The sequence below is a fragment of the Testudinibacter sp. 'clade 2' genome (assembly GCF_006227735.1).
Classification (GTDB): domain Bacteria; phylum Pseudomonadota; class Gammaproteobacteria; order Enterobacterales; family Pasteurellaceae; genus Chelonobacter.
In genome coordinates, this window is record NZ_VDHB01000121.1 from 1 (window position 1) to 24835 (window position 24835).

At 46.9% G+C, this 24835-nt stretch carries 21 protein-coding genes, 1 tRNA gene and 1 pseudogene; 7 read left to right on the top strand and 16 right to left on the bottom strand.

The annotated features are described in order from the left end of the window. Nucleotides 1–129: 129 nt before the first annotated feature. The 7 genes from infB to FHQ30_RS09765 form a co-directional block, all read right to left on the bottom strand. On the bottom strand, nucleotides 130–2790 hold the full coding sequence (gene infB / locus FHQ30_RS09740) for a translation initiation factor IF-2 (RefSeq protein WP_139611825.1): 2661 nt from the start codon (nucleotides 2788–2790) through the stop codon (nucleotides 130–132). A 15-nt stretch (nucleotides 2791–2805) separates the two neighbouring features. Beyond that, complete coding sequence (nusA, locus tag FHQ30_RS09745; RefSeq protein WP_139611824.1) at nucleotides 2806–4290, bottom strand: transcription termination factor NusA; 1485 nt, start codon at nucleotides 4288–4290, stop codon at nucleotides 2806–2808. A 47-nt stretch (nucleotides 4291–4337) separates the two neighbouring features. Continuing rightward, nucleotides 4338–4799, bottom strand: coding sequence for a ribosome maturation factor RimP (rimP, locus tag FHQ30_RS09750; protein WP_139611823.1), 462 nt, complete (start codon nucleotides 4797–4799; stop codon nucleotides 4338–4340). Between the two features lie 240 nt (nucleotides 4800–5039). After that, a tRNA-Met gene (locus FHQ30_RS09755) sits at nucleotides 5040–5116 on the bottom strand. A gap of 124 nt (nucleotides 5117–5240) precedes the next feature. Further along, entirely contained in the window at nucleotides 5241–5375 is a 135-nt protein-coding gene (locus tag FHQ30_RS13460) for a hypothetical protein (protein ID WP_267963849.1), read from the bottom strand. Then, entirely contained in the window at nucleotides 5372–6109 is a 738-nt protein-coding gene (locus tag FHQ30_RS09760) for a phosphotransferase (RefSeq protein WP_176552660.1), read from the bottom strand. The genes FHQ30_RS13460 and FHQ30_RS09760 overlap by 4 nt, the downstream gene beginning before the upstream one ends. Before the next feature lie 75 nt (nucleotides 6110–6184). After that, on the bottom strand, nucleotides 6185–6877 hold the full coding sequence (locus FHQ30_RS09765) for a hypothetical protein (protein ID WP_139611821.1): 693 nt from the start codon (nucleotides 6875–6877) through the stop codon (nucleotides 6185–6187). 157 nt (nucleotides 6878–7034) lie between these two features. On the opposite strand from FHQ30_RS09765, the gene FHQ30_RS09770 reads away from it, so the two are divergent. Further along, complete coding sequence (locus FHQ30_RS09770) at nucleotides 7035–7613, top strand: YceB family lipoprotein (RefSeq protein ID WP_176552659.1); 579 nt, start codon at nucleotides 7035–7037, stop codon at nucleotides 7611–7613. Between the two features lie 62 nt (nucleotides 7614–7675). On the opposite strand, the gene nagK is transcribed toward FHQ30_RS09770, so the two are convergent. Continuing rightward, a complete protein-coding gene (gene nagK / locus FHQ30_RS09775) occupies nucleotides 7676–8593 on the bottom strand; it encodes an N-acetylglucosamine kinase (protein ID WP_139611819.1) in 918 nt (305 codons plus the stop codon). 204 nt (nucleotides 8594–8797) lie between these two features. Between nagK and ribA the strand changes: the two genes are divergently transcribed. Further along, the gene (ribA, locus tag FHQ30_RS09780; RefSeq protein ID WP_139611818.1) at nucleotides 8798–9472 is read left to right on the top strand and encodes a GTP cyclohydrolase II; all 675 of its coding nucleotides are present in this window, start codon (nucleotides 8798–8800) and stop codon (nucleotides 9470–9472) included. 85 nt (nucleotides 9473–9557) lie between these two features. On the opposite strand, the gene FHQ30_RS09785 is transcribed toward ribA, so the two are convergent. The 4 genes from FHQ30_RS09785 to FHQ30_RS09800 form a co-directional block, all read right to left on the bottom strand. Then, entirely contained in the window at nucleotides 9558–10532 is a 975-nt protein-coding gene (locus FHQ30_RS09785; RefSeq protein ID WP_267963848.1) for an NAD(P)-dependent oxidoreductase, read from the bottom strand. Between the two features lie 9 nt (nucleotides 10533–10541). After that, complete coding sequence (locus tag FHQ30_RS09790) at nucleotides 10542–12179, bottom strand: peptide ABC transporter substrate-binding protein (protein ID WP_139611817.1); 1638 nt, start codon at nucleotides 12177–12179, stop codon at nucleotides 10542–10544. Between the two features lie 6 nt (nucleotides 12180–12185). Continuing rightward, a complete protein-coding gene (locus tag FHQ30_RS09795) occupies nucleotides 12186–12833 on the bottom strand; it encodes a YchE family NAAT transporter (protein WP_416069085.1) in 648 nt (215 codons plus the stop codon). A 72-nt stretch (nucleotides 12834–12905) separates the two neighbouring features. Beyond that, nucleotides 12906–13565, bottom strand: coding sequence for a hypothetical protein (locus FHQ30_RS09800; RefSeq protein ID WP_139611816.1), 660 nt, complete (start codon nucleotides 13563–13565; stop codon nucleotides 12906–12908). Between the two features lie 295 nt (nucleotides 13566–13860). Between FHQ30_RS09800 and parE the strand changes: the two genes are divergently transcribed. Then, nucleotides 13861–15804 (top strand): DNA topoisomerase IV subunit B, encoded by a 1944-nt coding sequence (gene parE / locus FHQ30_RS09805; RefSeq protein WP_139611815.1) that lies wholly within the window; start codon nucleotides 13861–13863, stop codon nucleotides 15802–15804. A 19-nt stretch (nucleotides 15805–15823) separates the two neighbouring features. Continuing rightward, nucleotides 15824–18067: a DNA topoisomerase IV subunit A gene (gene parC, locus FHQ30_RS09810; protein WP_139611814.1), complete on the top strand. Its 2244-nt coding sequence runs from the start codon at nucleotides 15824–15826 to the stop codon at nucleotides 18065–18067. 75 nt (nucleotides 18068–18142) lie between these two features. On the opposite strand, the gene ptsG is transcribed toward parC, so the two are convergent. The 4 genes from ptsG to FHQ30_RS09830 all read right to left on the bottom strand — a co-directional run bounded on the left by ptsG (nucleotide 18143) and on the right by FHQ30_RS09830 (nucleotide 22018). After that, entirely contained in the window at nucleotides 18143–19582 is a 1440-nt protein-coding gene (gene ptsG / locus FHQ30_RS09815) for a PTS glucose transporter subunit IIBC (protein WP_139611813.1), read from the bottom strand. Between the two features lie 249 nt (nucleotides 19583–19831). Next, complete coding sequence (locus tag FHQ30_RS09820; RefSeq protein ID WP_139611826.1) at nucleotides 19832–20491, bottom strand: M15 family metallopeptidase; 660 nt, start codon at nucleotides 20489–20491, stop codon at nucleotides 19832–19834. A 36-nt stretch (nucleotides 20492–20527) separates the two neighbouring features. Then, on the bottom strand, nucleotides 20528–21658 hold the full coding sequence (gene dapE, locus FHQ30_RS09825) for a succinyl-diaminopimelate desuccinylase (protein ID WP_139611812.1): 1131 nt from the start codon (nucleotides 21656–21658) through the stop codon (nucleotides 20528–20530). Between the two features lie 12 nt (nucleotides 21659–21670). Continuing rightward, entirely contained in the window at nucleotides 21671–22018 is a 348-nt protein-coding gene (locus FHQ30_RS09830) for an ArsC family reductase (RefSeq protein ID WP_139611811.1), read from the bottom strand. A gap of 192 nt (nucleotides 22019–22210) precedes the next feature. Here FHQ30_RS09830 and FHQ30_RS09835 point away from each other — a divergent pair, with 192 nt between their 5' ends. The 3 genes and pseudogenes from FHQ30_RS09835 to FHQ30_RS09845 form a co-directional block, all read left to right on the top strand. After that, nucleotides 22211–23590, top strand: coding sequence for a sodium-dependent transporter (locus tag FHQ30_RS09835; RefSeq protein ID WP_139611810.1), 1380 nt, complete (start codon nucleotides 22211–22213; stop codon nucleotides 23588–23590). A gap of 184 nt (nucleotides 23591–23774) precedes the next feature. Beyond that, complete coding sequence (tnpA, locus tag FHQ30_RS09840; protein WP_139611809.1) at nucleotides 23775–24239, top strand: IS200/IS605 family transposase; 465 nt, start codon at nucleotides 23775–23777, stop codon at nucleotides 24237–24239. Nucleotides 24240–24370: 131 nt separating this feature from the next. Beyond that, a pseudogene (locus FHQ30_RS09845) lies at nucleotides 24371–24835 on the top strand (transposase); the annotation flags it as partial.

Below are 24835 nucleotides of genomic sequence, written 5' to 3' on the forward strand. Positions count from 1 at the left end.
TTATATATCCGCCCGAACTACATTTTATATTTCTCTGTTATTGATTAAGTGCTTAGACCGCACTTCGCAAACGGGCGGATAGTTAATCCGCCCTGCTTTTGTCATAACGCTCGTATTATTATGATACGATTAAATACTGCGTTTAATTTCAATCGTTTCAAATACTTCAATTTGGTCGCCGACGCGAACATCGTTGTAGTTTTTAACCCCGATACCGCACTCCATGCCGTTACGCACTTCGTTGACGTCATCTTTGAAGCGACGTAGTGATTCCAGCTCACCTTCATAGATCACCACGTTATCACGCAGAACCCGAATCGGATTATTACGTTTCACCACACCTTCAGTGACCATACAACCGGCAATCGCACCCAGCTTAGGTGATTTGAACACATCACGCACTTCTGCCAAGCCGATAATTTGTTGCTTGAATTCCGGCGCCAACATACCACTCATCGCGGCTTTCACTTCGTTGATCAAATCATAGATCACCGAGTAGTAACGCAAATCGATATTTTCTGATTCCACCACACGGCGGGCAGAGGCATCGGCACGCACGTTGAAGCCAACCAGAATCGCATTCGACGCTGCCGCTAAGGTTGCATCGGTTTCTGAGATTCCACCGACACCGGAGCCGACGATTTTGACTTTCACTTCATCGGTTGACAGCTCGACTAAAGATTGGCAAATTGCTTCGACCGAGCCTTGAACATCGGCTTTCACCACAATATTCACTTCGGCAACATCGCCTTCGGTCATGTTGGTAAACATATTTTCCAACTTGGCTTTTTGCTGACGAGCCAGTTTTACTTCACGGAATTTTCCTTGACGGTGCAATGCCACTTCGCGCGCTTTTTTCTCGTCACGCACTACCGTCGCTTCATCACCGGCTGATGGTACGCCGGAAAGCCCTAAAATTTCGACCGGAATAGATGGACCGGCTTCGGCGATTTCTTTACCGTTTTCATCACGCATCGCACGCACACGCCCGTATTCCAAACCGCACAGGACAATATCGCCACGACGCAAGGTACCGGATTGAATCAGCACGGTTGCAACCGGACCACGCCCTTTATCCAGATAAGATTCGATCACCACACCACTTGCCATTGCATCGGTGACGGCGGTCAGTTCCAATACTTCTGACTGCACCAAAATCGCATCCAGCAACTCATCAATCCCCAAGCCTTTTTTAGCGGAAACATGGATAAATTGCGTATCGCCGCCCCACTCTTCGGAAATGACATCATATTGTGACAATTCATTTTTAACACGATCCGGATCGGCTTCCGGTTTATCAATTTTATTCACCGCGACCACCAACGGCACTTTTGCCGCTTTAGCGTGTTGAATCGCTTCGATGGTTTGTGGCATTACGCCATCGTCGGCCGCCACCACCAACACCACGATATCCGTAGCTTTGGCGCCGCGCGCCCGCATCGAAGTAAACGCAGCGTGTCCCGGTGTATCCAAGAAGGTGATCATGCCGTTATCAGTTTCAACATGATAAGCCCCGATATGTTGGGTAATCCCGCCCGCTTCACCGGAAGCCACTTTGGTTTTGCGGATATAATCCAATAATGAGGTTTTACCATGGTCAACGTGTCCCATAATGGTCACCACCGGCGCACGGTTAACTTCCACCGCAGTGCTGTCACGATCGCTGAGCAACGACTCTTCCAGCTCGTTCTCACGGCGCAACATCACTTTATGCCCCATCTCTTCCGCCACTAGCTGTGCAGTTTCTTGATCGATCACCTGATTAATGGTCGCCATGGCGCCCATGCCCATCATGGTTTTAATCACTTCCGTGGCTTTCACCGCCATTTTTGCCGCCAATTCGCCAACCGTAATGGTCTCGCCAATGACAACCTCACGGTTAACCGGTTGTGCCGGTTTGGTGAATTCTTGTTGTAGCGAGCTGCCACGGCGTTGATTTTTGCCACCTTTGATGTTTTTCTGATTGCGACGATTAGCTTCGCGCTCAGTTTTGGTGCTTTTATCATCGTCACGACCGCCTTTTTTGGCTTTTTTCGCACGGCCACGGCCTTCTTTACGCAGCTCTTCTTCACTTTCCGCTTCTTGGGCGTAACGTGAAGTCAAATGCAGATCGGTGAAGCTTTCAGTTTTTGGTTGCTCTTCTTTATGATGAGCACTCAACTCCGCTAGCTTACGCGCTTCTTCTGCGGCTTTACGCGCTTTCTCTTCTGCTTTTTGTTGTGCCAACGCTTCCGCTTTACGACGCAACTCTGCCTCTTGAGCTTTTAATTTCTCTTTTTCCGGATCGGCTTTTTTGCTCTCTTTGGCTTCAACCGCACTTTGTTCGGCTTTAGCTACCGCTTCTTGTCGTGCTTTCTGTTGTGCTTCACGTTTGGCTTTTTCTTCCGCTTCCCGTTTTGCTCGCAGTTCAGCTTCTGCTTTGGCTTTCTGTTCTGCTTCACGTTTTGCCGCAGCTTCTGCTTCCAGACGAGCTTGCTCTTCGGCTTTTTGTTTCGCAATATCCTCAGCAGATGTCGGAGTAAAGGTTCGTTTTTTCCGCACTTCTACCTGAACTTCCTTGTTTTTACCACCGGAACCGGCGATTTTCAAGGTACTGCGCTCTTTTTTCTGTAGCGTTAATTTTTTTGGTTTAACGCCTTCGCCACTCAACGATTTCAACAACTGTCGTTCTTCTTCTGCCGTAATCGGATCACTCTCAAGTTTTTTGATCCCTGCATCAGATAATTGTTTTAATAACTGTTCAAGCGGGGTGCTAATCTCATTAGCAAGCTGTTTAACTGTTTTACTCATCTATTCCCCCTCAATTTACTCTGCGCCAAACCAGCAGATATTTCTCGCTGCCATAATCAATGTTGCAGCTTTTTCTTCGCTTAATTCTTCGATATCGGATAAATCATCCACGCTCTGCTCTGCCAGCTCTTCCAAATTGGTGATCCCTTTTTCAGCAAACTTAAAGGCTAAATGGCGATCCATACCGTCCAATTCCAGCAGTTCCGGCTGAATATTTGACTGCGACAATTTTTCCTGTTCGGTCAACGCAATTGTGGTCAGTGCACTTTTCGCACGGTCACGCAGTTCCTCGACCAAATCTTCATCCATGCCGTCAATTTCCATCAAATCATCGGTCGGCACATAGGCAATTTGCTCCAATGAGGTGAAGCCTTCATCGACCAACAACTCAGCAAAGTCTTCATCGATATCCAGATGTTGCACAAACAAATTCAATGATTTGCTGGTTTCTTGCTGATGTTTCTCACTCAACTCTTCCGAGGTCATCACATTTAATGTCCAGCCGGTTAATTGGGTTGCTAAGCGCACATTCTGTCCATTACGACCAATCGCTTGCGCTAAATTTGCCGACTCTACCGCAATGTCCATCGCATGTTTGTCTTCATCCACCACAATTGAGCTGACATCGGCTGGTGCCATCGCATTAATCACAAATTGCGCCGGATTGTCGTCCCATAATACGATATCGACACGCTCGCCGCCCAATTCATTGGTGATCGCCTGCACCCGAGCCCCACGCATACCGACACAAGCCCCGACCGGATCAATTCGGCGGTCATTACTTTTCACCGCAATTTTAGCGCGTGATCCCGGATCGCGAGCCGCACCTTTGATTTCAATCAGCTCTTCACCGATTTCCGGCACTTCGATGCGGAACAGTTCAATAATCATCTCCGGTTTAGCACGCGTAACAAACAGCTGTGCGCCTTTGGACTCCGGCTTGATTTGATACAACACACCACGCACCCGATCGCCCGGGCGGAAATTTTCACGTGGCAGCATATCTTCTTTCATAATCACGGCTTCCGCTTGGTTGCCCAAATCCAGTTGAATCACATCACGGCTGACTTTTTTCACCACGCCGGTGACAATTTCACCTTCTTGGCTACGGAACTGCTCCAGCACTTTGTTTCTTTCCGCTTCACGAATTTTACTGCTGATCACTTGGCGTGCGGTCTGCATCGTGATGCGGTCAAAAGCGATGGATTCGATTTCATCTTCAATGAATTCGCCCAACTGAATTTCCGGTTCTTCGTAACGCGCGGCTTCCAAAGTAATCTCTTTGGTTGGTGCAGTGACTTCTTCGACCACTAACCAACGGCGAAAGGTTTCAAAGTCACCGGTTTTACGGTCAATAACCACACGCACATCGATATCCATTTCGTGTTTTTTCTTGGTCGAAATTGCCAAAGCATTTTCCAACGCGTCAAAAATCTTTTCACGCGGTAATAATCTTTCGTTAGATACGGCTTCGGCCGCTAATAAAATTTCTTTACTCATTTTCGCCTCTATCTACATCACCGCACTTTGCTGTGCCATGATCAAAATTAATCTTCAAATTTATAAACAATATTGCCTTTTTGGATATTCCCAAAGGCAAATGCTTGCGGGTTGCCATCCACGGTCAGGGTGATCACATCGCCTGCAACACCGTCCAGTTTGCCGGTCCATTTACGGCGATCCAACACCGGCACACGCAAATGTACGCTGACCTCTTGTCCAATAAAACGCTGATAATGCGCTAAGCTGAACAGTGGTCTGTCCAATCCCGGCGATGACACTTCCAAATTATATTTGTCGGCGATCAAATCTTCGACATCCATAATCGCACTGACTTGGCGGCTGACATCGGCACAATCATCAACACTCACGCCGCCGTCTTTATCAATATAGACTCGCACCGTCAAAAAACGACCGCTGCGTTGGCACTCAATGCCGACCAACTCACAATTCAGTGCCTCAATGGAATCCTGTACCAATTCCTGTATTTTTTGTTCCAATGTTGCCAAGACAACCCCCAATCAAGAAAACGATTTATTGAAAAATAAGATATAAAAAAAGGGCTGACAGCCCGTTTCAAAATGGTTCAGCCAAGGCTAAACAGTCAAAATTATTGCACAAAAAAACCCCATATCGGGGCTTTGTAGGCTAGAACCGGAAGCTGATGTTTTTGTTTTAAAACCGCTAAAACAAAGCACCCGTTGCGTTTTGGCTTTACATTGAAACTTGAGCTGAAAGCAAATTTCAATTGGTTGCGGGGGCTGGATTTGAACCAACGACCTTCGGGTTATGAGCCCGACGAGCTACCAAGCTGCTCCACCCCGCGTCCGAAAATATGGGCGTATTGTAATGAGTTAAACCAGAAATAGCAAGTTTTCCGTCAATAAAAAGCGCTGAAATCCAAATTCAATCCGATTATTACCTCAACAACACACAAAAGTGCGGTATCTTTAAAACCCGATGCCACCGGAAATCCCGATTTGACCGCCAATACCAATGCTACCTCCACCAACACCGCCGCTGATACTGCCATTGTTGCAAGCCGCCACCCCCAGCGCTAACACAACGATTAAAATCCATTTCATTTATTCACCTCTTGCTTGCCATTATTCTTTTGCCAATACTCAAAAAGCTTTAAACCTGCCAGCAGATCTTTGCCAGCAATCGAATAAAACGGTTTAAATAACGGATATAAAAAACGGTATTTATGTAATATCTGCAATGCATATTGCCAATTTTGCTCACCGTTTGCCTGCTGACAATAGCGGGATACCGCACTTTCAACCATTTGCTGAGGCAAACTGTTACGATAAAGATCGTGAATAAAAATAATCAAATCTCTGGCTTTATTCCACTGCAAACGGTCGATATTCAACGTTGATTCGAAATCAATAAACCGCACTTTGCCGTTTTCCCAGCCGATATCCCGTGTTGCCGGACGACCATGCACCAGATCCAAAGCATGCAATTCTGCCAAAGCTATTGCACAATCATTGATGATCTGCTGTTTTTGTTGTTGGTCACAGGCAGAATTTTGCAGCCATTGATCGACCGTTGCGCCAACATCCTTCAGTACCAAATAATCATCGTCCCACGCCACCAGCTCGGCACAAGGTGCACCCACTTTATTCAGGTATTGCAGCGACTGAATTTCTTGCGCCAGCGCCCGCTGCGGATTGGCTTTCAAAATACGCATAAATCCGGTATTTTTTTCCGCTTGCTTCAGCCAATATTTCTGATGGTCAACATCGAACGCAACGACGCGTTCACCGCGATTGGCACTTAACACTTGCGCAATAGTTTTCTGTAAATTTGTCATTATCATTTTTCAAAAAGACAAAAAGCGGTTGGCACTCCGAACCGCTCTTGTATATTCCCATCCGGTTTAGATGAATTATTTTTGAATTAAACTCAGCAAAACGACGCGTTCGCCCTGTAGCTGACAATCCATATTGTAATACTGGTTGCCATTCAAACGTACATCTGCGGTCAAGCGGCTGGTGCTGCCGGCTTTATTCGGTGAGCTGCGAAATACCCGTTTGGTCGATGCCACTTGTTGAATTTTGGCAATACACAAATAATTTAGCTTAGCATCGCCACCGGTTCTGATCGATCCAACCGAACGATCTGCTGAATTGCTGCTCAACATTGCGGCTAATTTTTTGCCACTGGCATTCAATTCCTGCTGTTTTTTCGCCAGCGCTTCAGCCGACAATGACAAAGCATTACCGCTAGAATTTAACGCAGTGATCAATTTTCCAGCTGCATCAAATTCGTAACTGCCCTCGGTATCTTGTACCCCATACAGTTTTCCTGCTTTATAAAAAACTTTGCGCTCACCTTTTTCACCCTGCTGCAACACATAGCTCAGTGAACCACCATTGAAATAAGCTTTATACATCTCTTTATTCAATTGGTACTGAAAGCTGTTTTGATTAGCTGCCGCTTGCTCCAACTGAGCAAAAGACTGATTCAACACTGATTGAGCCGAGGTTGAACTTGTGCCGCTTTGATCGGTCAAATGACTACAAGCGGTTAATGCTAACACCGCAGACAGCACTGCTGTTTTTATAAGAGAGTTTTTCATAGAATTCCTTATTTTATTTGAAACGGATTCATTGAGAATCACTTAATGAAAAATAGATTGGCTCAAAACCAAGTGATTAAAATTTATTCACAAAATAGAAAAATTGCCTCATTCTATCGTTTTTTTTCACTGATTTAAACCTTCAAGGATGTTTTTTATGCTTCAAATGCCCGTTATTCGTATTCTGTTCATGCTGTTTTTTATGTTGCCGTTTGCCTTGCCGTTGTCGGCTAATGCCAACAACATCGAGATTAGTGAGGCACAAATCAATCACTATCTGAGCCAAAAATTGGGCTTTAACGATCAATTTAATCTGCCCGGAATAATCAATATCCGCTATAAAGTCGATCAAATGCAAGCAAACGTCGGGCGCAATAACAGTAATAAAATCGAGTTGGACGGCATTGTCAGTGCGGCATTTTCTTATAACCACCGGCAATTCGACAGTCGGATCAACTTGGTATTTGATGTGGAACCCGAATATAACGCCGAGCAGGGCGCAGTTTATCTGAAAAATTTGCGGATGTTGCGCTGGTCGTCGCAGCCGCAAAAATATGCCGACCAGCTGCAATTGATTATGCCGATGTTAAACAACACTGTGCAAACGCTGCTGAATCAATTTCCGGTGTACACTCTCGACAGCAACGATGCCACCCAAAATATGATTAAACAGATGGTAAAAAAATTGCGTGTCAGCGATGGCAAAATCGTATTGGAAACATCCACTTTGTTGTAGATCCGCCTCACAGGTTTGATAAAAAATAGTGGCGTCATCTCTGACGCCATCAACAGATCGACCTAGCGGCTTAAAAACAGCGCCGCTGCGCCACGCACGCCGCCGGAGTCGCCATATTTAGCTTTTTTGATCACCGGTACTACCGCACTTCGCATCAAATGTGCCGGTAAGGCTTTCGGCAACGCTTGATACAGATAATCAAAGTTAGATAAGCCTCCGCCCAGTACGATCATATCCGGATCCAATGCCGTGATAATATTGCCAATGCTGATTGCGGTTAATTCAATAAACAGCTGTACAAAACTGACAGCCGTGGCATCGTTGGCATAAAATCGTTCAATAATGGTTTTTGCCGACAGCGTCTCACCTTTGAGATCACGATACAACATTTCAAAGCCGCGACCGGACAGGTAAGTATCCAAACAGGCGCGATTGCCGCAGCCACACTCATAGATTGGGGCTTTATCCCAACCTAATAATTTTAAGGCGTGATAGTTGAGTTGAATATGCCCCAACTCACCGGCCATACCGACATGACCGGAATGGGCTTTGCCGTTGAACACCAAGCCACCGCCAAAGCCAGTGCCCAAAATCAAGCCCAACACAAACGGATATTGCTGATTCTCTTCCGCCCAAGCTTCAGAAATTGCAAAACAGTTGGCATCATTTTCTGCCCGCACTTCGCGATCTAAACGCTGGCTCAAATCAAAAATAATCGGGCGATTATCCGCCGCACGAATATTGGTGATCTCCGCCAATCCCGTTTCGCGGTTAACAAACCCGGGAATACCAATCCCCACCGACCCTTTGCATTCGAACAGGCAGTCGGCACGCTCTACCAGCCCGGCAACGGCTTCAATCCATTCATGATAATCCTCTTTCGGGGTGTTGACCCGTTCACTGTGCAATTTTTCCAATTTTTGGTTAAACACCGCCAATTCAATTTTGGTGCCGCCAATATCCAATCCGTAATAATACATAATCTACTCCGTTAACAATCATTGTTTAGATTCTAGCGAAAAACCGCCGTTATTTCTTTGACACATTGCACGGAATCGCAAAAAAAGGTGGAAAAATGCAAAAGGTGGCGCTGTCTATTGAATCTATTTAAAAAAAGAGACAAGCTTTAAGCCAAGTGCGGTTATACTGCCGTATATTAAATCAGCATAGAATAAGGAAAAATAATGTCAAAAATTCAATTAGTCGCGGAAGCTCAGTTGCCGACTAAATTCGGTATTTTCCGGATGGTCGGTTTTGAATTTCCCGATACCCACAAAGAACACGCAGCTCTGGTGATGGGCGATATCAGCGACAGCGAACACAATCCGGTGCTGGCACGAATCCACTCCGAGTGTTTAACCGGTGATGCCTTGCATAGCCTGAAATGTGATTGCGGCTTCCAACTGGAAACCGCACTTCGCCAAATCAGTGAAGCCGGGCGCGGCGTGCTGATTTATCACCGTGAAGAGGGGCGAGGAATTGGCTTGATCAATAAAATCAGAGCGTATTCGCTACAAGATCAGGGACTGGATACCATCGAAGCCAATGAAGCACTGGGTTTTGCTGCCGATGAGCGCAATTTTGCGGTCTGTGCTGATATTTTCGAGCTGCTAGGCGTTAAGAAAGTGCGGTTGCTGACCAATAACCCCAACAAAATCGACACAATGCGCGAAGCGGGCATCAACGTAGTCGAGCGAGTGGCGCTGAATGTTGGCGAAAACCGTTATAACACTGCTTATCTAAGCACTAAAGCCGAGAAAATGGGGCATTTGATTGTGCATAGCCATGAGAATAAGGAACATGACCAACATCAACACGGTGTTTGCTGTTCCTGCCAGCGCGAACAAATTAGCGAATAAGTTCAATTTTGAACCACTGACAAGTGGTGTTAAAAATATTTTTGTAGGGCGTATTGCATACGCCCTATATGGTATGTGAAATCACTTAATTAACCCGATACACCGTTTTCTGCGGATCGTTCGGATACAACAAGCTATTGATCAGATTATCCACCGCACAACTCTGCATCGCGAAACGGGTTTCTGCGGTCGCCGAGCCGATGTGCGGCAGGCAGACAATATTGTCCAGAGTCAATAATGGCGAGTCTGTGGCAATTGGTTCTGATTGATAAACATCTAAGCCTGCCGCCAAAATTTGTTTGTTTTTTAACGCCCGATACAGCGCCTGCTCATCAACGGTATTGCCACGTCCAAGATTGATAAACACCGCACTTGGCTTCATCAGTGCGAATTGTTTTTCACCAATCAGGTTTTGGGTTTCCACCGTTGACGGCAAAATATTGACCACAAAATCAGCGCTGCTCAGCAGTTGATCCAGCTCAGCACGTTGCGCTTGAAAAGTGCGGTCAATCTCCGGTTTATCATGGCGTGCGCTGTAGCTCACCTTCATATCAAACCCCAAATAAGCCCGTTTGGCTATTGCTTGTCCGATGCGCCCCATGCCTAAAATAGCCAGTGTTTTATGGTGCAAATCCACCCCAAAATAGCCGCTTTCGCTCTGCTTATGCCATTGTCCCTGTTTCACCACCGCATTGAGTTCACATACCCTTCGCGCAGCCGCCAGCATCAAGGCAAACGCCAAATCCGCTACCGTATCGTTCAACACATACGGCGTGTGGGTTAATGTGATTTGTCGGCGCTGTAATGCAGGTAAATCATATTGATCATAACCGACCGAAACAGTGGAAGCGACCTTCAATAATGGCGCTTGTTGCAACAATGCCTCATCAACACGCAAGCCAGTACCGATTATGCCGACCGCCGTTGCCAACTGTTGGCGCAATAGCGGCATTGTTTCAGCAGACAGCTTCTCAAAAATGACCAGTTGAAAATGCGCTTCTAGTTTACGCAATAATTGAGCTGGCAATTTGGCGTGGACGATCACAACAGGTTTCAACATGCTGCCTCCTTACTGTTCGGTTTGCTCGGGGTGTTGTTCTGATTGAGTCAGGTTGATTTTGCGGTACAAATCACGGCTATAAATACTGCTAGTGACTGCTGGGTTGGCATAGCCCGCCAAGTCAGATTTGATCAGATAGTAGCTATAATACTGAAACAGTGGTAATACCAACTGTTCTTGATTGATCACTTGCTCAATTTGTTGATAAATTTGCAACCGTTCGGCTTCAGTTACCGCACTTTCAACACTTTTTTGCAACAGCTCGTCCAGCTGTGGGTTGTGGTAAGCGACTTTGTTATTGGCGCTCTGGCTGTGAAAAATACTAAAAAAAGCCGAAGGATCGGGATAGTCTGCACACCAACCGGAACCAATCAAATCAAAATCCCCTTGCATGCGCTGTTGCAACAATTGCTGACGTGTGACTGCCTGCGTCTGAATTTGAATCAAATCAGACTGTGACAACATCTGAATCAAGCGTTGTGCAAGTTGTGGGTGAATACCCTGCTGCTCATAAGTCAAACGCAAACGTAGTGGCTGACCGCCGTCCACACCTGCCTGTACCAGCAATTGTTCGGTCACTGTCGGCGCCCAGCTCTGCTCCGCTTGCTGTGACTGCATATCGCGTGGTAAAAATTTAGTATTGATCCGTCCGATATGTGCAATATCGCTATTGATTTCCGGCAGCGAGATCATCGCCGTCAATGCTTTACGCACCGCACTTTGCGCTAGCCGTGGATGACGAAAATTAAATTCGTAATAATAACTACAGAGTGTCGGCAGTGCCAATTGCTGCATCTGCGGCGGAGCAGGCTGTGCATCCCCGGCTATTTGACGCACCAGATCATATTTCGCCGGATTATCGCTGCTGTCGAGCGCATGGTAACTGACATTACGAAACGAGACATTATCAGCATCCCAGTAAAATGGATTTTTTTCCAACAATAAATCCGTGGTGTGACGGTATAACAGATTATAAGCACCGTTGCTGACCAAAATGCCGTTGCTTTCGCCCTGATATTGCGGCAACAACGCAACATGGCTTAACATTTGCGGTAGATAGGGCATCGGTTGCGATAAAGTGATTTGCAGCGTCTCGGCATCCAGCGCTTTAATGCCCAGCATTTCGACACCATATTCTTTGCTCAATACTTTTTCCGCATTTTCAAGCGCCATAAAGCGCAAATATTCGCTGAGTGGATTGTCCGGTGCCTGCACCGCCAACGCATACCAACTCTGTACAAAATCCTGCGCCGTCAGCGGTTCTCCATTCGACCAACGCAACCCCGGTCTTAACTGAAAGGTCCAAGTTTTATACTGTTGCTGCTGCCAAGATTGCGCCGCACCACCCTGCACTTTGCCATCTTTATCAATACGCACCAGGCCTTCATACAAATCTTGAATCAGCGGCAATTGTGAGTCATCAGATAACTGTTGTGGTTGTAAAGTAAAGCCGGAAGTATAAAGCCCACGTTTTAATAGATAACGGCTTTGATCCGGCAGCTCAAGCGTACTTTGCGGTTGTTTGGTTTCAGGCGCAGGCGATTGCCAATCGCAACCGAAAAGTGAGATCAGCAGTGATAAGCTGCCGAATAGAATAAGCAGCGGTTTGCAACGGCAGTAAAGTCTTCGCTTAAACCTATTCATCATTGATTATTAACCATTCACCAAACCGGGAAAGAGATTGCCGATCCCTGCAGCAGCAACTTCAATGCCCAGCGCCATCAAGATCACCCCCATAATCCGCGTGACCACATTGCTGCCGGTATTGCCTAAGGTTTTCACCACAAATGGTGCAGAGCGGAACAAGAAATAGCAAAAAACGGAAAAGAGTAAAATGGCAAGGGTGAAGCCGATAAAATCCAGCCAGCTGTGATAGCGTGAAGCCCATACAATAGTTGAGCTGATCGTGCCCGGCCCTGCCATAATCGGCATTGCCAGTGGCACTACCGCAATGTTGCCGTAATCAGACAGATCCGCACTTTTCTCTTCTTTGTTTTGCTTTTGCTCGCCTAATTTACCGCTGATCATGCTCATTGCAATCGAGACAATCAAAATACCGCCGGCGATACGGAACGCATTCAGTGAAATATTAAAAAGATTGAGAATGATCTGCCCCAGATACAGGCTGGTCAGCAAAATGACTGCAACGGAAATACACATCGTTAAGTTGGTTCTATTACGCTGCGCTTCATATTGGTTAGAGGTCATACCAACGAAAATCGGCAGTACGCCGAATGGATTCACCACTGCCACCAAACCGATAAAAAATTGAATATAAATGGAATAATTAAAATCCAGCATCACCAATGAACCTCTTTCAACAGCATAATATCTTACCTATTATGCCATACCTGAGAGATGACGGCTATTGTGTTAGCCCAGCTGATTAAGCAACACACTGTAACCGACCGCAAGGGAACTGTCGTCGGTTTCAACCAGTGTTGCCGAACAGACCGCATTCATCAACCAACGCTGTGCCGTTCCTTGACTCGGGGTTTCCCAGGTAGATTCCGGCGCGAACACTTGTGTTTCATCAGTATTGGCGGTATAGGTGTAAGTAATCGCCGTGATACTACTACGTTCGCTACAGTTGTACACTTGGACATTGGAATAGATCTTAGTTTTGTCACTTGAACCCAGCGATGCCAGACGATAATCGGCAAAGGCACCCAAGCCAACCCGCACTTTGCCTAAACGCACATTGTACTCATCAATATAAAGGTAGGCGTTTGGATTAACGGTATCAATATTGTCCAGTTTGACCGGCTTAAATTGTTCTACGGTTTTGCTTTGTTGACTCAGTTGATTGACCCAATCTCGGTTTTTTTGTAAGCGCTTGAGGCTATATTCATTCTGTGCACCTTGGTTTGCACTGCTGATATCATAGGAGATCTTGATGACATTCTCGGTATTATTTCCGACGTGCAGCGAAGGGCGCGGATGTTGCTGATCCCATTGCTTTATAGCGCTGTTTTGACAACCCACCACAGACAACGATAGCGATACGACTATTCCAATTGTATTTATATTCATCTTATTTTTATACCGTTATCAAAATTGACGCTCACCAAACAAATCTCAGTGTTTTTACTTATGCCAACTGCTTGACTTTAAAATACTAACTTCAAGTTATTATCTTAACAACCGGCGCCCATTTTATAGCGAATTACAATAAATGTAAAAACACTTTTCTTATTTATCTCACTGAGATTGCCAGCAAAATAGTTAATCAGCAACAAATAAACCGAATTAAGATTGTCGGTTTCATGGCAGGTTTGATAGAATTGGGCAATTTTGCATTTAACCTGACATCTGAATAAAAGCCGATATGACAACCTCGAACTACCAAGCCGACGACATTACCGTTCTCAAAGATCTGGAACCGGTGCAACTGCGACCGGGCATGTACACCGACACCACCCGTCCCAACCACTTAGGACAAGAGGTGATTGATAACAGCGTCGATGAAGCCCTTGCCGGTTACGCCAGCAAAATCGAGGTGATTTTGCACGAAGATCAATCGCTGGAAGTGATTGATAACGGACGTGGCATGCCGGTGGATATTCACCCGATTGAAAAAATTTCCGGGGTAGAATTGATCCTAACCAAGTTGCACGCCGGCGGCAAATTTTCCAATAAAAATTACCAGTTCTCTGGCGGTTTGCACGGCGTGGGGATCTCGGTGGTGAATGCGCTGTCGGATCGGGTCGAAGTGACGGTAAAGCGCAATGGCGAAATCTATCGCATTGCCTTTGCCAACGGCAAAAAAATCGAAGAGCTGCAAGTGATCGGCAGCTGCGGACGGCGCAATACCGGCACCACGGTGCGTTTTTGGCCGAATCCGAAATATTTCGACTCGGCAAAATTTTCGGCTAGCCGTTTAAGCCATTTATTGCGCGCCAAAGCCGTGCTGTGTCCCAAATTGGAAATCAGCTTCACCGATAAAGTGAACGGCACGCAGGAAAGTTGGTGCTACCAAGACGGCTTGTCAGATTACCTGCAAGAAAGCGTGCAGGACGTCGCCACCATTCCTGAAATTCCGTTTGTCGGTGAATTTAAGGCCGATACTGAAGCCGTCACTTGGGCATTGATGTGGCTGCCGGACGGCGGCGAATTATTGGGCGAAAGCTATGTCAACCTGATCCCTACCCCACAAGGCGGCACGCACGTCAACGGTTTACGCCAAGGCTTGCTTGATGCAATGCGTGAATTTTGCGAATTTCGCAATTTGTTGCCGCGTGGCGTGAAACTGACCGCCGATGATATTTGGGATCGCTGTGCTTATGTGCTGTCGCTGAAAATGCAAGATCCGCAATTTGCCGGGCAGACCAAAGAGCGGTTGTCATCGCGCCAAAGTGCGGTTTTTGTCGCCGGCACGGTGAAAGATGCTTTCAGTTTGTGGCTGAACCAAAACGTACAACAGGCAGAATTATTGGCGGAAATGGCGATCAATTCGGCACAACGTCGTTTGCGCGCCGCCAAAAAAGTGGTGCGTAAAAAATTGGTCAGTGGTCCGGCACTGCCCGGCAAACTCGCCGATTGCAGCAGCCAGGATCTGAATAAAACCGAACTGTTTTTAGTCGAAGGCGACTCCGCCGGCGGATCGGCAAAACAAGCGCGCGACCGTGAATTTCAGGCGATCTTACCGTTGCGCGGCAAAATTTTAAACACTTGGGAAGTGGCTTCCGATCAAGTGTTGGCATCTAACGAAATCCACGATATTGCGGTGGCGCTGGGCATCGACCCTGACAACGATGATTTATCGCAACTGCGTTACGGCAAAATCTGTATCCTCGCCGATGCTGATTCTGACGGCCTACACATCGCCACCTTACTCTGTGCGCTGTTCCTACGCCACTTTCCAAATTTGGTGCAGCAAGGACACGTGTATGTGGCGATGCCACCACTCTACCGTATTGATTTAGGCAAAGAGGTGTTTTACGCCTTAGACGAGGGTGAAAAAGAGGGCATTTTAGATCGTCTAAAAGGCAAACGCGGCAAGCCCAACGTACAACGTTTCAAAGGGTTGGGCGAAATGAATCCGCTACAACTGCGCGAAACCACCATGGATCCGAACACCCGCCGTTTGGTGCAACTGACCTATCAACAAGCAGAAACAGAAACCACAGCGCAAGATGAAAGTGCGGTCGAGCAACATCAATCGACCAACCAAACCCTTGAATTAATGGATATGCTACTGGCGAAAAAACGTTCTGAAGATCGTAAAAACTGGCTGCAACTCAACGGCAACCACGCCGATTTAGCGGTTTAATCCTCGCAGGTAATAAAACATGAGTGAACAACAAATTAACTACGAAGGCGTAGAGCAAATGCCACTGGCGCATTTCACCGAGAAAGCCTATTTAAACTATTCGATGTACGTGATTATGGATCGCGCCCTGCCGTTTATCGGTGACGGCTTGAAACCGGTGCAGCGGCGGATTATTTATGCGATGTCGGAACTGGGACTGAATGCCTCCGCCAAATACAAAAAATCGGCGCGTACCGTCGGTGATGTGCTAGGTAAATTCCATCCGCACGGCGACAGTGCCTGTTACGAAGCGATGGTGTTGATGGCACAGCCGTTTTCCTACCGCTATCCACTGGTGGACGGGCAAGGCAACTGGGGCGCGGCGGACGATCCGAAATCTTTCGCGGCGATGCGGTACACCGAATCACGACTGTCGAAAATCGCCGAAGTGCTGCTATCCGAATTGGGGCAAGGCACGGTCGATTATCAACCAAATTTTGACGGCACATTAGAAGAGCCGCAATATCTGCCGGCACGCCTGCCACATATTTTGCTCAACGGCACCACCGGCATTGCCGTCGGGATGGCGACTGACATTCCGCCACATAATCTGAATGAAATTGCCGAAGCGGCAGTGTTGTTGTTGGATAATCCGCAAACCACGCTTGAACAGTTATTAACCATTGTGCAAGGCCCTGATTTTCCGACCGAAGCAGAAATCATCACGCCGAAAGAAGAACTCGCCAAACTGTACCAAAATGGGCGCGGCTCGATCAAAATGCGGGCGATCTGGAAGAAAGAGGACGGCGAAGTGATCATAACCGCACTTCCGCACCAAACTTCCGGTTCAAAGGTGATCGCACAGATTGCCGAACAGATGCGCAATAAAAAATTGCCGATGGTCGATGATTTGCGTGATGAATCCGATCACGAAAACCCGACGCGGATCGTGATTGTGCCACGTTCCAATCGAGTTGATCTGGAGCCGTTGATGGATCACCTGTTTGCCACCACCGATCTGGAAAAAAGCTATCGGGTCAATATGAATATGATTGGCTTGGATCAAAAACCGGCAGTCAAAAATCTACATACCATTCTCAGCGAATGGCTGACCTTCCGCCGTACCACCGTCACACGTCGTTTGCAATACCGCTTGGACAAAGTGTTGGCTCGGCTGCATATTTTAGACGGTTTGATGATCGCCTATTTGAATATTGATGAAGTGATCGAGATTATTCGCAACGAGGATGAGCCAAGAGCGGTATTGATGCAACGTTTCAACCTCAGCCAAATTCAAGCCGATGCAATTCTCGACTTGAAATTGCGCCATTTGGCAAAGTTGGAAGAGGTTAAAATTCAGGCGGAACAAGACGAACTGGCGCAAGAACGCGATCAATTGCAACTGGTTTTAGGATCAGAACGCCGTCTCAATACGTTGATCAAAAAAGAGATTCAGCAAGATGCCAAAACCTATGCCAGCCCACGCCGTTCGCCGATTGTGGAACGAGCCGAAGCCAAAGCGATTTCCGAAACCGACATGCTGCCTGCCGAGCCGGTGACGGTCATTCTCTCGGAAATGGGCTGGGTGCGCTGTGCTAAAGGACATGAGATTGATGCACAAGGCTTGAACTATAAGAGTGGCGATAAATACCTGCAACACGCCAACGGTAAAAGTAACCAAGCAGCGGTGTTTATCGACAGCAGTGGTCGCAGCTACGCCCTCGATCCGCTCGCCTTGCCGTCTGCCCGCTCCCAAGGCGAACCGCTGACCGGCAAGCTCAGCCTACCAAACGGTGCCGTGGTGGAACAATTATTGATGGATAACGAACAACAAGCCTATCTGATGGCGTCCGATTCGGGTTATGGTTTCGTGTGTAAATTTGACGATCTGATTTCACGCAACAAAGCAGGTAAAGCCTTGATCAGCCTGACTGAAAACGCCAAAGTGCTGCCACCGCAAGCGGTATTAGAAGAGGATATGTTATTGGTCGCAATCTCTTCGATCGGCAAAATGCTAATCTTCCCGGTCACCGATCTGCCAAGCCTGTCGAAAGGAAAAGGCAATAAAATTATCAGTATTCCGTCCGCCAATGCCAAATCGCGTGAAGAGCTGTTAAGCCGAATCCTGTTAATCAAACCGGAAAACAGCCTGATTTTCCACGCCGGACGGCGCAAAGTCACGCTTAAACCGGAGGATTTGGAGAAATTCAAAGGCGAACGTGGTCGCCGTGGCGGACAATTGCCGCGAGGGTTGCACAGTGGTGTGGTGATTGAAGTAGTGTGACCGCACTTTGAAGCATAAAAAAAGCCTTGTGCCAATCGAATGGCACAAGGCTTTTTAATCGCTCAACCGATTTGGTTAGTTTTTATGAATCCAATGATCCATATCGGTTTTCAAGTTTTCAGATTTGGTACCGAAAATCGCTTGGATCCCACTACCCACGACCACCACACCGGCTGCACCCAGCTCTTTCAAGCGCGGTTGATTGACTTTGCTGACGTCGTTGACACCGACACGCAGACGAGTGATACAAGCATCTAAACTTTTGATATTTTCTTTGCCACCGAAAGCCGCCACCAGATTGGCTGACATTTCGTCACCACTGCCTGCTGCTGCGGCACTTTTCTCTTCGCTTTCGTCTTCACGACCCGGCGTTTTCAGATTCAACGCTTTGATCACCACGGTAAATACCGTGAAATAAATCACCGCATAGATACCACCGACCACCGGGAACAGCCACAGTTTATGTGAATTGGCAGACAACAAGGTGAAGTCGATGAAACCGTGTGAGAAGGTCATACCATGCACCATGCCCAACATGTTGGTCACGACATAGGCTGAACCTGCCAATAATGCGTGAATCGCATACAGAATCGGCGCAACGAACATGAAAGAGAATTCTAACGGTTCAGTGATCCCGGTTAAGAACGAAGTCAAAGCGGCGGAGATCATGATCCCGCCGACACGGGCACGGTTTTCTGGTTTTGCCGCACGCCAAATTGCGATGGCAGCAGCCGGTAAACCGAACATTTTGAACATATAACCACCCGCCAACTGTCCGAAATAGCTCATTTCAGGGGTACGGCTGGCTTCAGTCGCTGACAAGAAACAGGTTACCACGCCGTGCTGGGTCACACCGCTGGCGTCCACACAAGTCCCGGCTTGGAAAAAGAATGGTACGTTCCAGATATGGTGCAAACCGAACGGAATCAAGCTACGCTCAACCACGCCATAAATCCCGAATGCCAATGCCGGATTCTGTTCCGCAGCCCAGCGTGAAAACGTATCGATTAACCCACCGACCGGAGGCCAAACCAATGACAAGACCACACCTAACAGAATTGCCAACGAACCGGAGACAATCGGCACAAAGCGCTTACCGGCAAAAAAGCCGAGATACGCCGGCAATTGGATGCGGTAGAAGCGGTTAAACGCCCAAGCGGCAACCGCCCCGACCAAAATTCCACCAAGCACCCCGGTTTCGATATGTTCAACGCCGACCACCGGCGCCATCACTTTCAGCGTGGCAACCATAATCCCATAGCCGACAACCGATGCTAATGCGGCTACCCCGTCATTGTTGGTGAAGCCCAACGCAACCCCGATAGCAAACAGCAGTGCCATTTGCCCGAACACTGAGCCACCGGCCTGTTCAAATAAATTGGAAACAACTTCCGGCATCCAGCTGAAATGCGCCGCCCCGATCCCTAATAAAATCCCCGCAATCGGCAATACCGATACAGGCAACATTAATGCTTTACCGATCTTTTGCGCAACCGCAAACAGATTACTTGACATACTAACCTCTAATAAATTGGTTCTTTTGAAGAGTATCTAAACGAGACTGCCGCTTTTCAGCCGACAACAACCAGTCCCTATAAAATATGTGGTATTACACCTGATGGATTGCTCCATAGCATAATTGGGGCGCACTATAAACGATTTGGTTAAAAAGTGCCAATGACTTTCTATTATTAAATGCAAAAAATAAAATCTGGATCACATTTTTTTAATTTAAAAAAATAAATAGGGATGTAATGATAACAATTATGCAATAAAGCGCTTAAAAATTTCTGCGATCTTAGTCGCCAACAACTTACTGCCTTCAACGCCTTCATTTTGCCAACTATGTAGTAAAATTTCCGGGCTGAACCGCACTTTGGCTTGCTCCGCCAGCGGTTGGTAGCTGATATGCCACGGTTCGCGTCCGATTTCCAAACTAGAGGCGGCTTGAAACGGTAGGGTAAAGTCAAAGTGCGGTAGCCGTTCGCTCAGCCAACAGGCCAAATCATAGAAATAACCGTTTTCTTCATATTCCCACGGCTCAAGCTGCAACGCTTGCCCCTGCGGTAAGCGCGTAGGGTCGTAAATATCAATTTCCGTTCCCCAATGATGGCGGCTGGCACCCGGCAACGCCGACCAACGTAAAATCGCTTGCGCTTTTTGCCAGTCATCAAGGCAAGTCAAATCCAGCGGGTTACCGTCATCATCGTGCACTTTGCGCTGACACAAAAACTTGCCGTTCCAGATCTGCTGCTGGCGTTTGAAATCACGAAAACTGCTTGCCGGTTGCAAATCAAAGCCTGCTTTGACCGCACTTTGTTGCAGCGCAATGAAAGCACGCTGCGCATCGGCTTGCAAGCGGTGATGGCTAGCGTGGGCTGACGGCAACGGCACCAGATGGACATCAGTTTTGCCGGTCAGCATTTGGTCAGTAAACAAAAATCGGATCACAATTTAGTCTTAACCTAATAAATTTTGTAGTAATTGACGATGCACCAAGCCCAAACGATACAGATCTTGACAGCTGACGCACTCATCGACTTTATGAATCGTGGCGTTCAGCGGACCGAGCTCCACCACTTGCGTGCCCATTTGTGCGATAAAACGTCCATCGGAAGTGCCCCCGCCGGTATCCAGTTTCGGCTCAATATTGAGATGTTGCTTGACCGCACTTTTCACTGCCTGAATAAACTCACCTTGTTCGGTCACAAACGGCAAGCCGGACAGATTCCAATCCAATCGATATTGCAGTCCGTATTGCGCCAACAGATCCACCACCCGCCGTTGAATCAATTCCGCTGTCATTTCGGTGGAGAAACGCAGGTTAAACTGCACCAATAGTTCACCCGGAATCACATTATTGCTGCCGGTACCGGAGTGGATATTCGCGATTTGTAAGGTGGTCGGTGGAAAAAAGTCATTACCGCGATCCCATTCGATGTTCACCAATTCATCCAACATCGCAAGGGATTTATGCACCGGATTCTCTGCCAAGTGCGGATAGGCAACGTGTCCTTGAATGCCTTGAATAGTGAGATTGGCGGTGATCGAACCGCGCCGTCCGTTTTTGATGATATCGCCCAGCTTGACCGCACTTGACGGTTCACCGACCATGCAAAAATCCACTTGCTCGCCACGCGCCATCAAGGTTTCGACCACCCGCACCGTGCCGTCGGTTGCCGCCGCTTCCTCGTCGGAGGTGATCAAAAAGGCAATGCTGCCCTGATGATCAGGATTAGCTTGCACATAGTGTTCCGCGGCAATCACCATTGCCGCCAGCGATCCTTTCATATCGGCTGCACCACGCCCGTATAACATATCGTCAACGATTTCGGCGGCAAACGGCGGATACTGCCAGTGGCTTTGCTCGCCGGTCGGCACCACATCGGTATGCCCGGCAAAGGCGATACACGGGCGTTGCGTGCCACGACGCGCCCATAAATTCAGGGTGTCGTTGAACGGCAACCATTCGATTTCAAAGCCGACTTTTGCCAAACGTTCTGCAATCAGTTGCTGACAGCCCAAATCTTGCGGGCTGATTGAAGGACGGCGGATCAGATCCTGCGCTAATTCAATAATTGTCTGTTTCATCCGACCGCACTTTTAACCGTTAAACACGTTCGTATACTGTTTATCATTAAAACCGATTAACGCTTTTGCCGCGCCCAACACAATCGGACGTTTAATCAAAGTCGGCTGCGACAACAACAATGCAAGTGCGGTCCGTTGGTTCAGCCCGTCTTTAGTGGCTTGATCCAAATTACGCCATGTGGTGCTGCGCTTGTTCACTAGCTCCTGCCAGCCGAATAATGCCTCGACTTCAGCGAGATAAGCCGCGTCAATTCCGTCGACACGATAATCATGCAATTTGGCTTCAATGCCGTTCGCCGCCAACCACGTCAATGCTTTTTTGACCGTATCGCAATTTTTAATACCGTAAACCGTCACCATTGTTTTTTATTCCTTGTTATTGATTTTAGGGTCTGTCGCAGAATAATAGCAAACTTAGCCGTTTTTTGCAGAACGATTTACATTGCCGACAAGGTATGTTAAAAAGTCGGGCTAAAACTTAGGGTCTATTGATGTTTGTTTATATTTTGAGCTATAGACCCTAGCTTTACCTCTAATTTTATCAGGCAAACTATGACAACAACCTCTCAAACACGGCAATCTCCCGAAAGACAGACTTGGAGCAGCCGCCTCACTTATATTATGACGGTTGCCGGTGCAACAGTTGGTTTCGGCGCAACTTGGCGCTTCCCTTATTTAGTCGGCGAAAACGGTGGCGGCGCTTATGTTTTGCTGTTTTGTATCGCGATGATTGTGATCGGCATTCCAATGATTCTGGTGGAAAATGTGATTGGTCGCCGTATTCGAGTGAATGCCATTGACTCCTTTAGCGGCACTATCAACGGCAAACCGATCGCCGCCGGCTGGAAATATTTAGGCTATCTGGGAATGCTCGGCTCGTTCTGCATTATGGCGTATTACATGGTGCTGGGCGGTTGGGTGATCAACTATATTATCAGCCTGTTCAACGGAAATTTGGAAATTTCACAGCCGGTGAGCAAAGAGCTGACGGCGGAATTTTTTAACCAAAGCATCAACAACAGCCCGTTGATGATCAGCCTTTACACTCTGCTTTTTGTGATCATTAACTACATTATTTTGGTCAAAGGGGTAATCGGTGGCATTGAAAGAGCGGTGAAATATTTGATGCCGTTGCTGTTTGTGTTTTTGATTTGCATGGTGATCCGCAATGTCACCCTGCCCGGCGCTGCCGAAGGGATTCGATTCTATCTGCAACCGGATTTCAGCAAAATTACGCCACAACTGTTTATGTTTGTTTTGGGGCAGGTATTCTTTGCGTTGAGTTTGGGCTTTGGGGTGATCATCACCTTATCCAGTTATCTGAAAAAAGGCGAAAATCTGGTACAAACGGCGGTAATCACCGGTTTTACCAACACGTTAATTGCAGTATTAGCCGGTTTTATGATCTTCCCCTCGCTGTTTAGCTTTGGCGTTGCACCCGATTCCGGCCCGACGTTGGTATTCCAAAGTCTGCCGATTGTGTTTTCCCACCTGTGGGCTGGCAAATTTTTTGCCGTCATCTTCTTCTCACTGCTGCTAGTCGCCGCTCTCACCACGTCGTTGACGATTTATGAAGTGCTGATCACCGCCTTGCAAGAAAAAACCCGCATGAATCGGCGCAAAGCGATTATTTTGGTGCTGGCAGCGATCTATATTTTGGGCAACTTACCGTCGATTTTAAGCTATGGTCCTTGGGCAGAATGGAAAATTTTCGGCAAAAATATCTTTGATGCCTTTGATTATTTCAGCGGCAATATTCTGTTTATGCTGACCGCACTTGGCTGTGCGCTGTTTGTGGGCTTTGTGATGAAAGACGAGGCAAAGCAAGAATTGACCGCCAACAGCAACTCCAAATTTGCCAATATATGGTTTAACTATGTGAAATATGTGGTTCCGCTGGTGATTCTATCTATTTTTATCAGCAACTTTTAAGCTAATAGAAGCCAAAGTGCGGTCGAGTTGACCGCACTTTTTTACTATAGGCAGACGAAGGCTGCCTATAAAAACCATACGCTATGCGTATGGAATCAAAGAGCTTAAGCGATGAAAAGAAAAAATCCTCCGATATAATGAACAAGACTGACAACCAAAATTCAAGATATAGGAGGATATGCCAATGGCAAGTAAGTCCAATGACGATTCGAGTCTATCACACACAAGATGGAACTGTAAGTATCACATAGTCTTTATCCCAAAATTCAGACGAAAAGCGATTTATGGGAAATTACGAATGGATATAGGCAGCATATTACGGCAGTTATGCCATTACAAAAATGTCAAAATAATAGAAGCCCACGCAATGAAAGATCATATTCATATGCTCTTAAAAATTCCGCCAAAGCTGGCAGTATCAAGTTTCATGGGATATTTAAAAGGGAAATCGTCGCTCATGATTTTTGAAAGACATGCAAACCTAAAATATAAGTATGGAAACCGACATTTTTGGGCGAAAGGTTATTATGTAAGTACAGTGGGTTTAAATACAAAAGTTGTAGAGGAATATATCAGGAACCAGGAAAAAGAAGACATGATTCAAGATAATTTATCGAAGAAAGAATATGTGGACCCCTTTAAGGGGTAAGCCACAGAGTTATTGTACAGTTGTCAGTCTTTTCACATGCCCCTTGAGGGGCATGTCAGACTGCTGACAAAGTCCTAGACATTTTACTAGGACTTTGATCTAATAAGGAAAAGCCTTTTAAGGAGTTTCCGATGTTAAAGCCGCCTCCCTCTAATCAATCCAAACTCGAAATGGTCACGCTTGAACAACTCGTGCCGAAAGACCATTTAGTGCGCAAAATCGACCAAGCCATTGATTTTGAATTTATTCGCGATGAAGTGGCTCATCTCTATTGCCATAATAATGGTCGCCCCGCCATTGACCCGGTACGCCTATTCAAAATGATGCTGCTCGGCTATATTTTCGGCATTAAGAGTGAACGTCAATTGGTCAAAGAAGTTGAAGTCAATATGGCGTATCGTTGGTTTCTCAGAATGACTATCACCGAAAAAGTCATTGATGCCAGCACCTTAAGCCAAAACCGTCTTCGGCGATTTAACGGTACTGACGTGGTGGCAAGCATTGGTTTACCGACAGTACGCATTTAAAAGCCAATGCCAACAAAAACAAAGCCACCAATGAACGGCGTGAGATTAAAGCCAGTGCTTATCTTGAGA

Excerpts from the sequence above, each read along its gene's own strand:
- infB (WP_139611825.1), bottom strand. The coding sequence starts at position 2,790 with ATGAGTAAAACAGTTAAACAGCTTGCTAATGAGATTAGCACCCCGCTT.
- nusA (WP_139611824.1), bottom strand. The coding sequence starts at position 4,290 with ATGAGTAAAGAAATTTTATTAGCGGCCGAAGCCGTATCTAACGAAAGA.
- FHQ30_RS13460 (WP_267963849.1), bottom strand. The coding sequence starts at position 5,375 with ATGAAATGGATTTTAATCGTTGTGTTAGCGCTGGGGGTGGCGGCTTGC.
- FHQ30_RS09760 (WP_176552660.1), bottom strand. The coding sequence starts at position 6,109 with ATGACAAATTTACAGAAAACTATTGCGCAAGTGTTAAGTGCCAATCGC.
- FHQ30_RS09765 (WP_139611821.1), bottom strand. The coding sequence starts at position 6,877 with ATGAAAAACTCTCTTATAAAAACAGCAGTGCTGTCTGCGGTGTTAGCA.
- FHQ30_RS09770 (WP_176552659.1), top strand. The coding sequence starts at position 7,035 with ATGCTTCAAATGCCCGTTATTCGTATTCTGTTCATGCTGTTTTTTATG.
- nagK (WP_139611819.1), bottom strand. The coding sequence starts at position 8,593 with ATGTATTATTACGGATTGGATATTGGCGGCACCAAAATTGAATTGGCG.
- ribA (WP_139611818.1), top strand. The coding sequence starts at position 8,798 with ATGTCAAAAATTCAATTAGTCGCGGAAGCTCAGTTGCCGACTAAATTC.
- FHQ30_RS09785 (WP_267963848.1), bottom strand. The coding sequence starts at position 10,532 with ATGTTGAAACCTGTTGTGATCGTCCACGCCAAATTGCCAGCTCAATTA.
- FHQ30_RS09790 (WP_139611817.1), bottom strand. The coding sequence starts at position 12,179 with ATGATGAATAGGTTTAAGCGAAGACTTTACTGCCGTTGCAAACCGCTG.
- FHQ30_RS09795 (WP_416069085.1), bottom strand. The coding sequence starts at position 12,833 with ATGCTGGATTTTAATTATTCCATTTATATTCAATTTTTTATCGGTTTG.
- FHQ30_RS09800 (WP_139611816.1), bottom strand. The coding sequence starts at position 13,565 with ATGAATATAAATACAATTGGAATAGTCGTATCGCTATCGTTGTCTGTG.
- parE (WP_139611815.1), top strand. The coding sequence starts at position 13,861 with ATGACAACCTCGAACTACCAAGCCGACGACATTACCGTTCTCAAAGAT.
- parC (WP_139611814.1), top strand. The coding sequence starts at position 15,824 with ATGAGTGAACAACAAATTAACTACGAAGGCGTAGAGCAAATGCCACTG.
- ptsG (WP_139611813.1), bottom strand. The coding sequence starts at position 19,582 with ATGTCAAGTAATCTGTTTGCGGTTGCGCAAAAGATCGGTAAAGCATTA.
- FHQ30_RS09820 (WP_139611826.1), bottom strand. The coding sequence starts at position 20,491 with ATGCTGACCGGCAAAACTGATGTCCATCTGGTGCCGTTGCCGTCAGCC.
- dapE (WP_139611812.1), bottom strand. The coding sequence starts at position 21,658 with ATGAAACAGACAATTATTGAATTAGCGCAGGATCTGATCCGCCGTCCT.
- FHQ30_RS09830 (WP_139611811.1), bottom strand. The coding sequence starts at position 22,018 with ATGGTGACGGTTTACGGTATTAAAAATTGCGATACGGTCAAAAAAGCA.
- FHQ30_RS09835 (WP_139611810.1), top strand. The coding sequence starts at position 22,211 with ATGACAACAACCTCTCAAACACGGCAATCTCCCGAAAGACAGACTTGG.
- tnpA (WP_139611809.1), top strand. The coding sequence starts at position 23,775 with ATGGCAAGTAAGTCCAATGACGATTCGAGTCTATCACACACAAGATGG.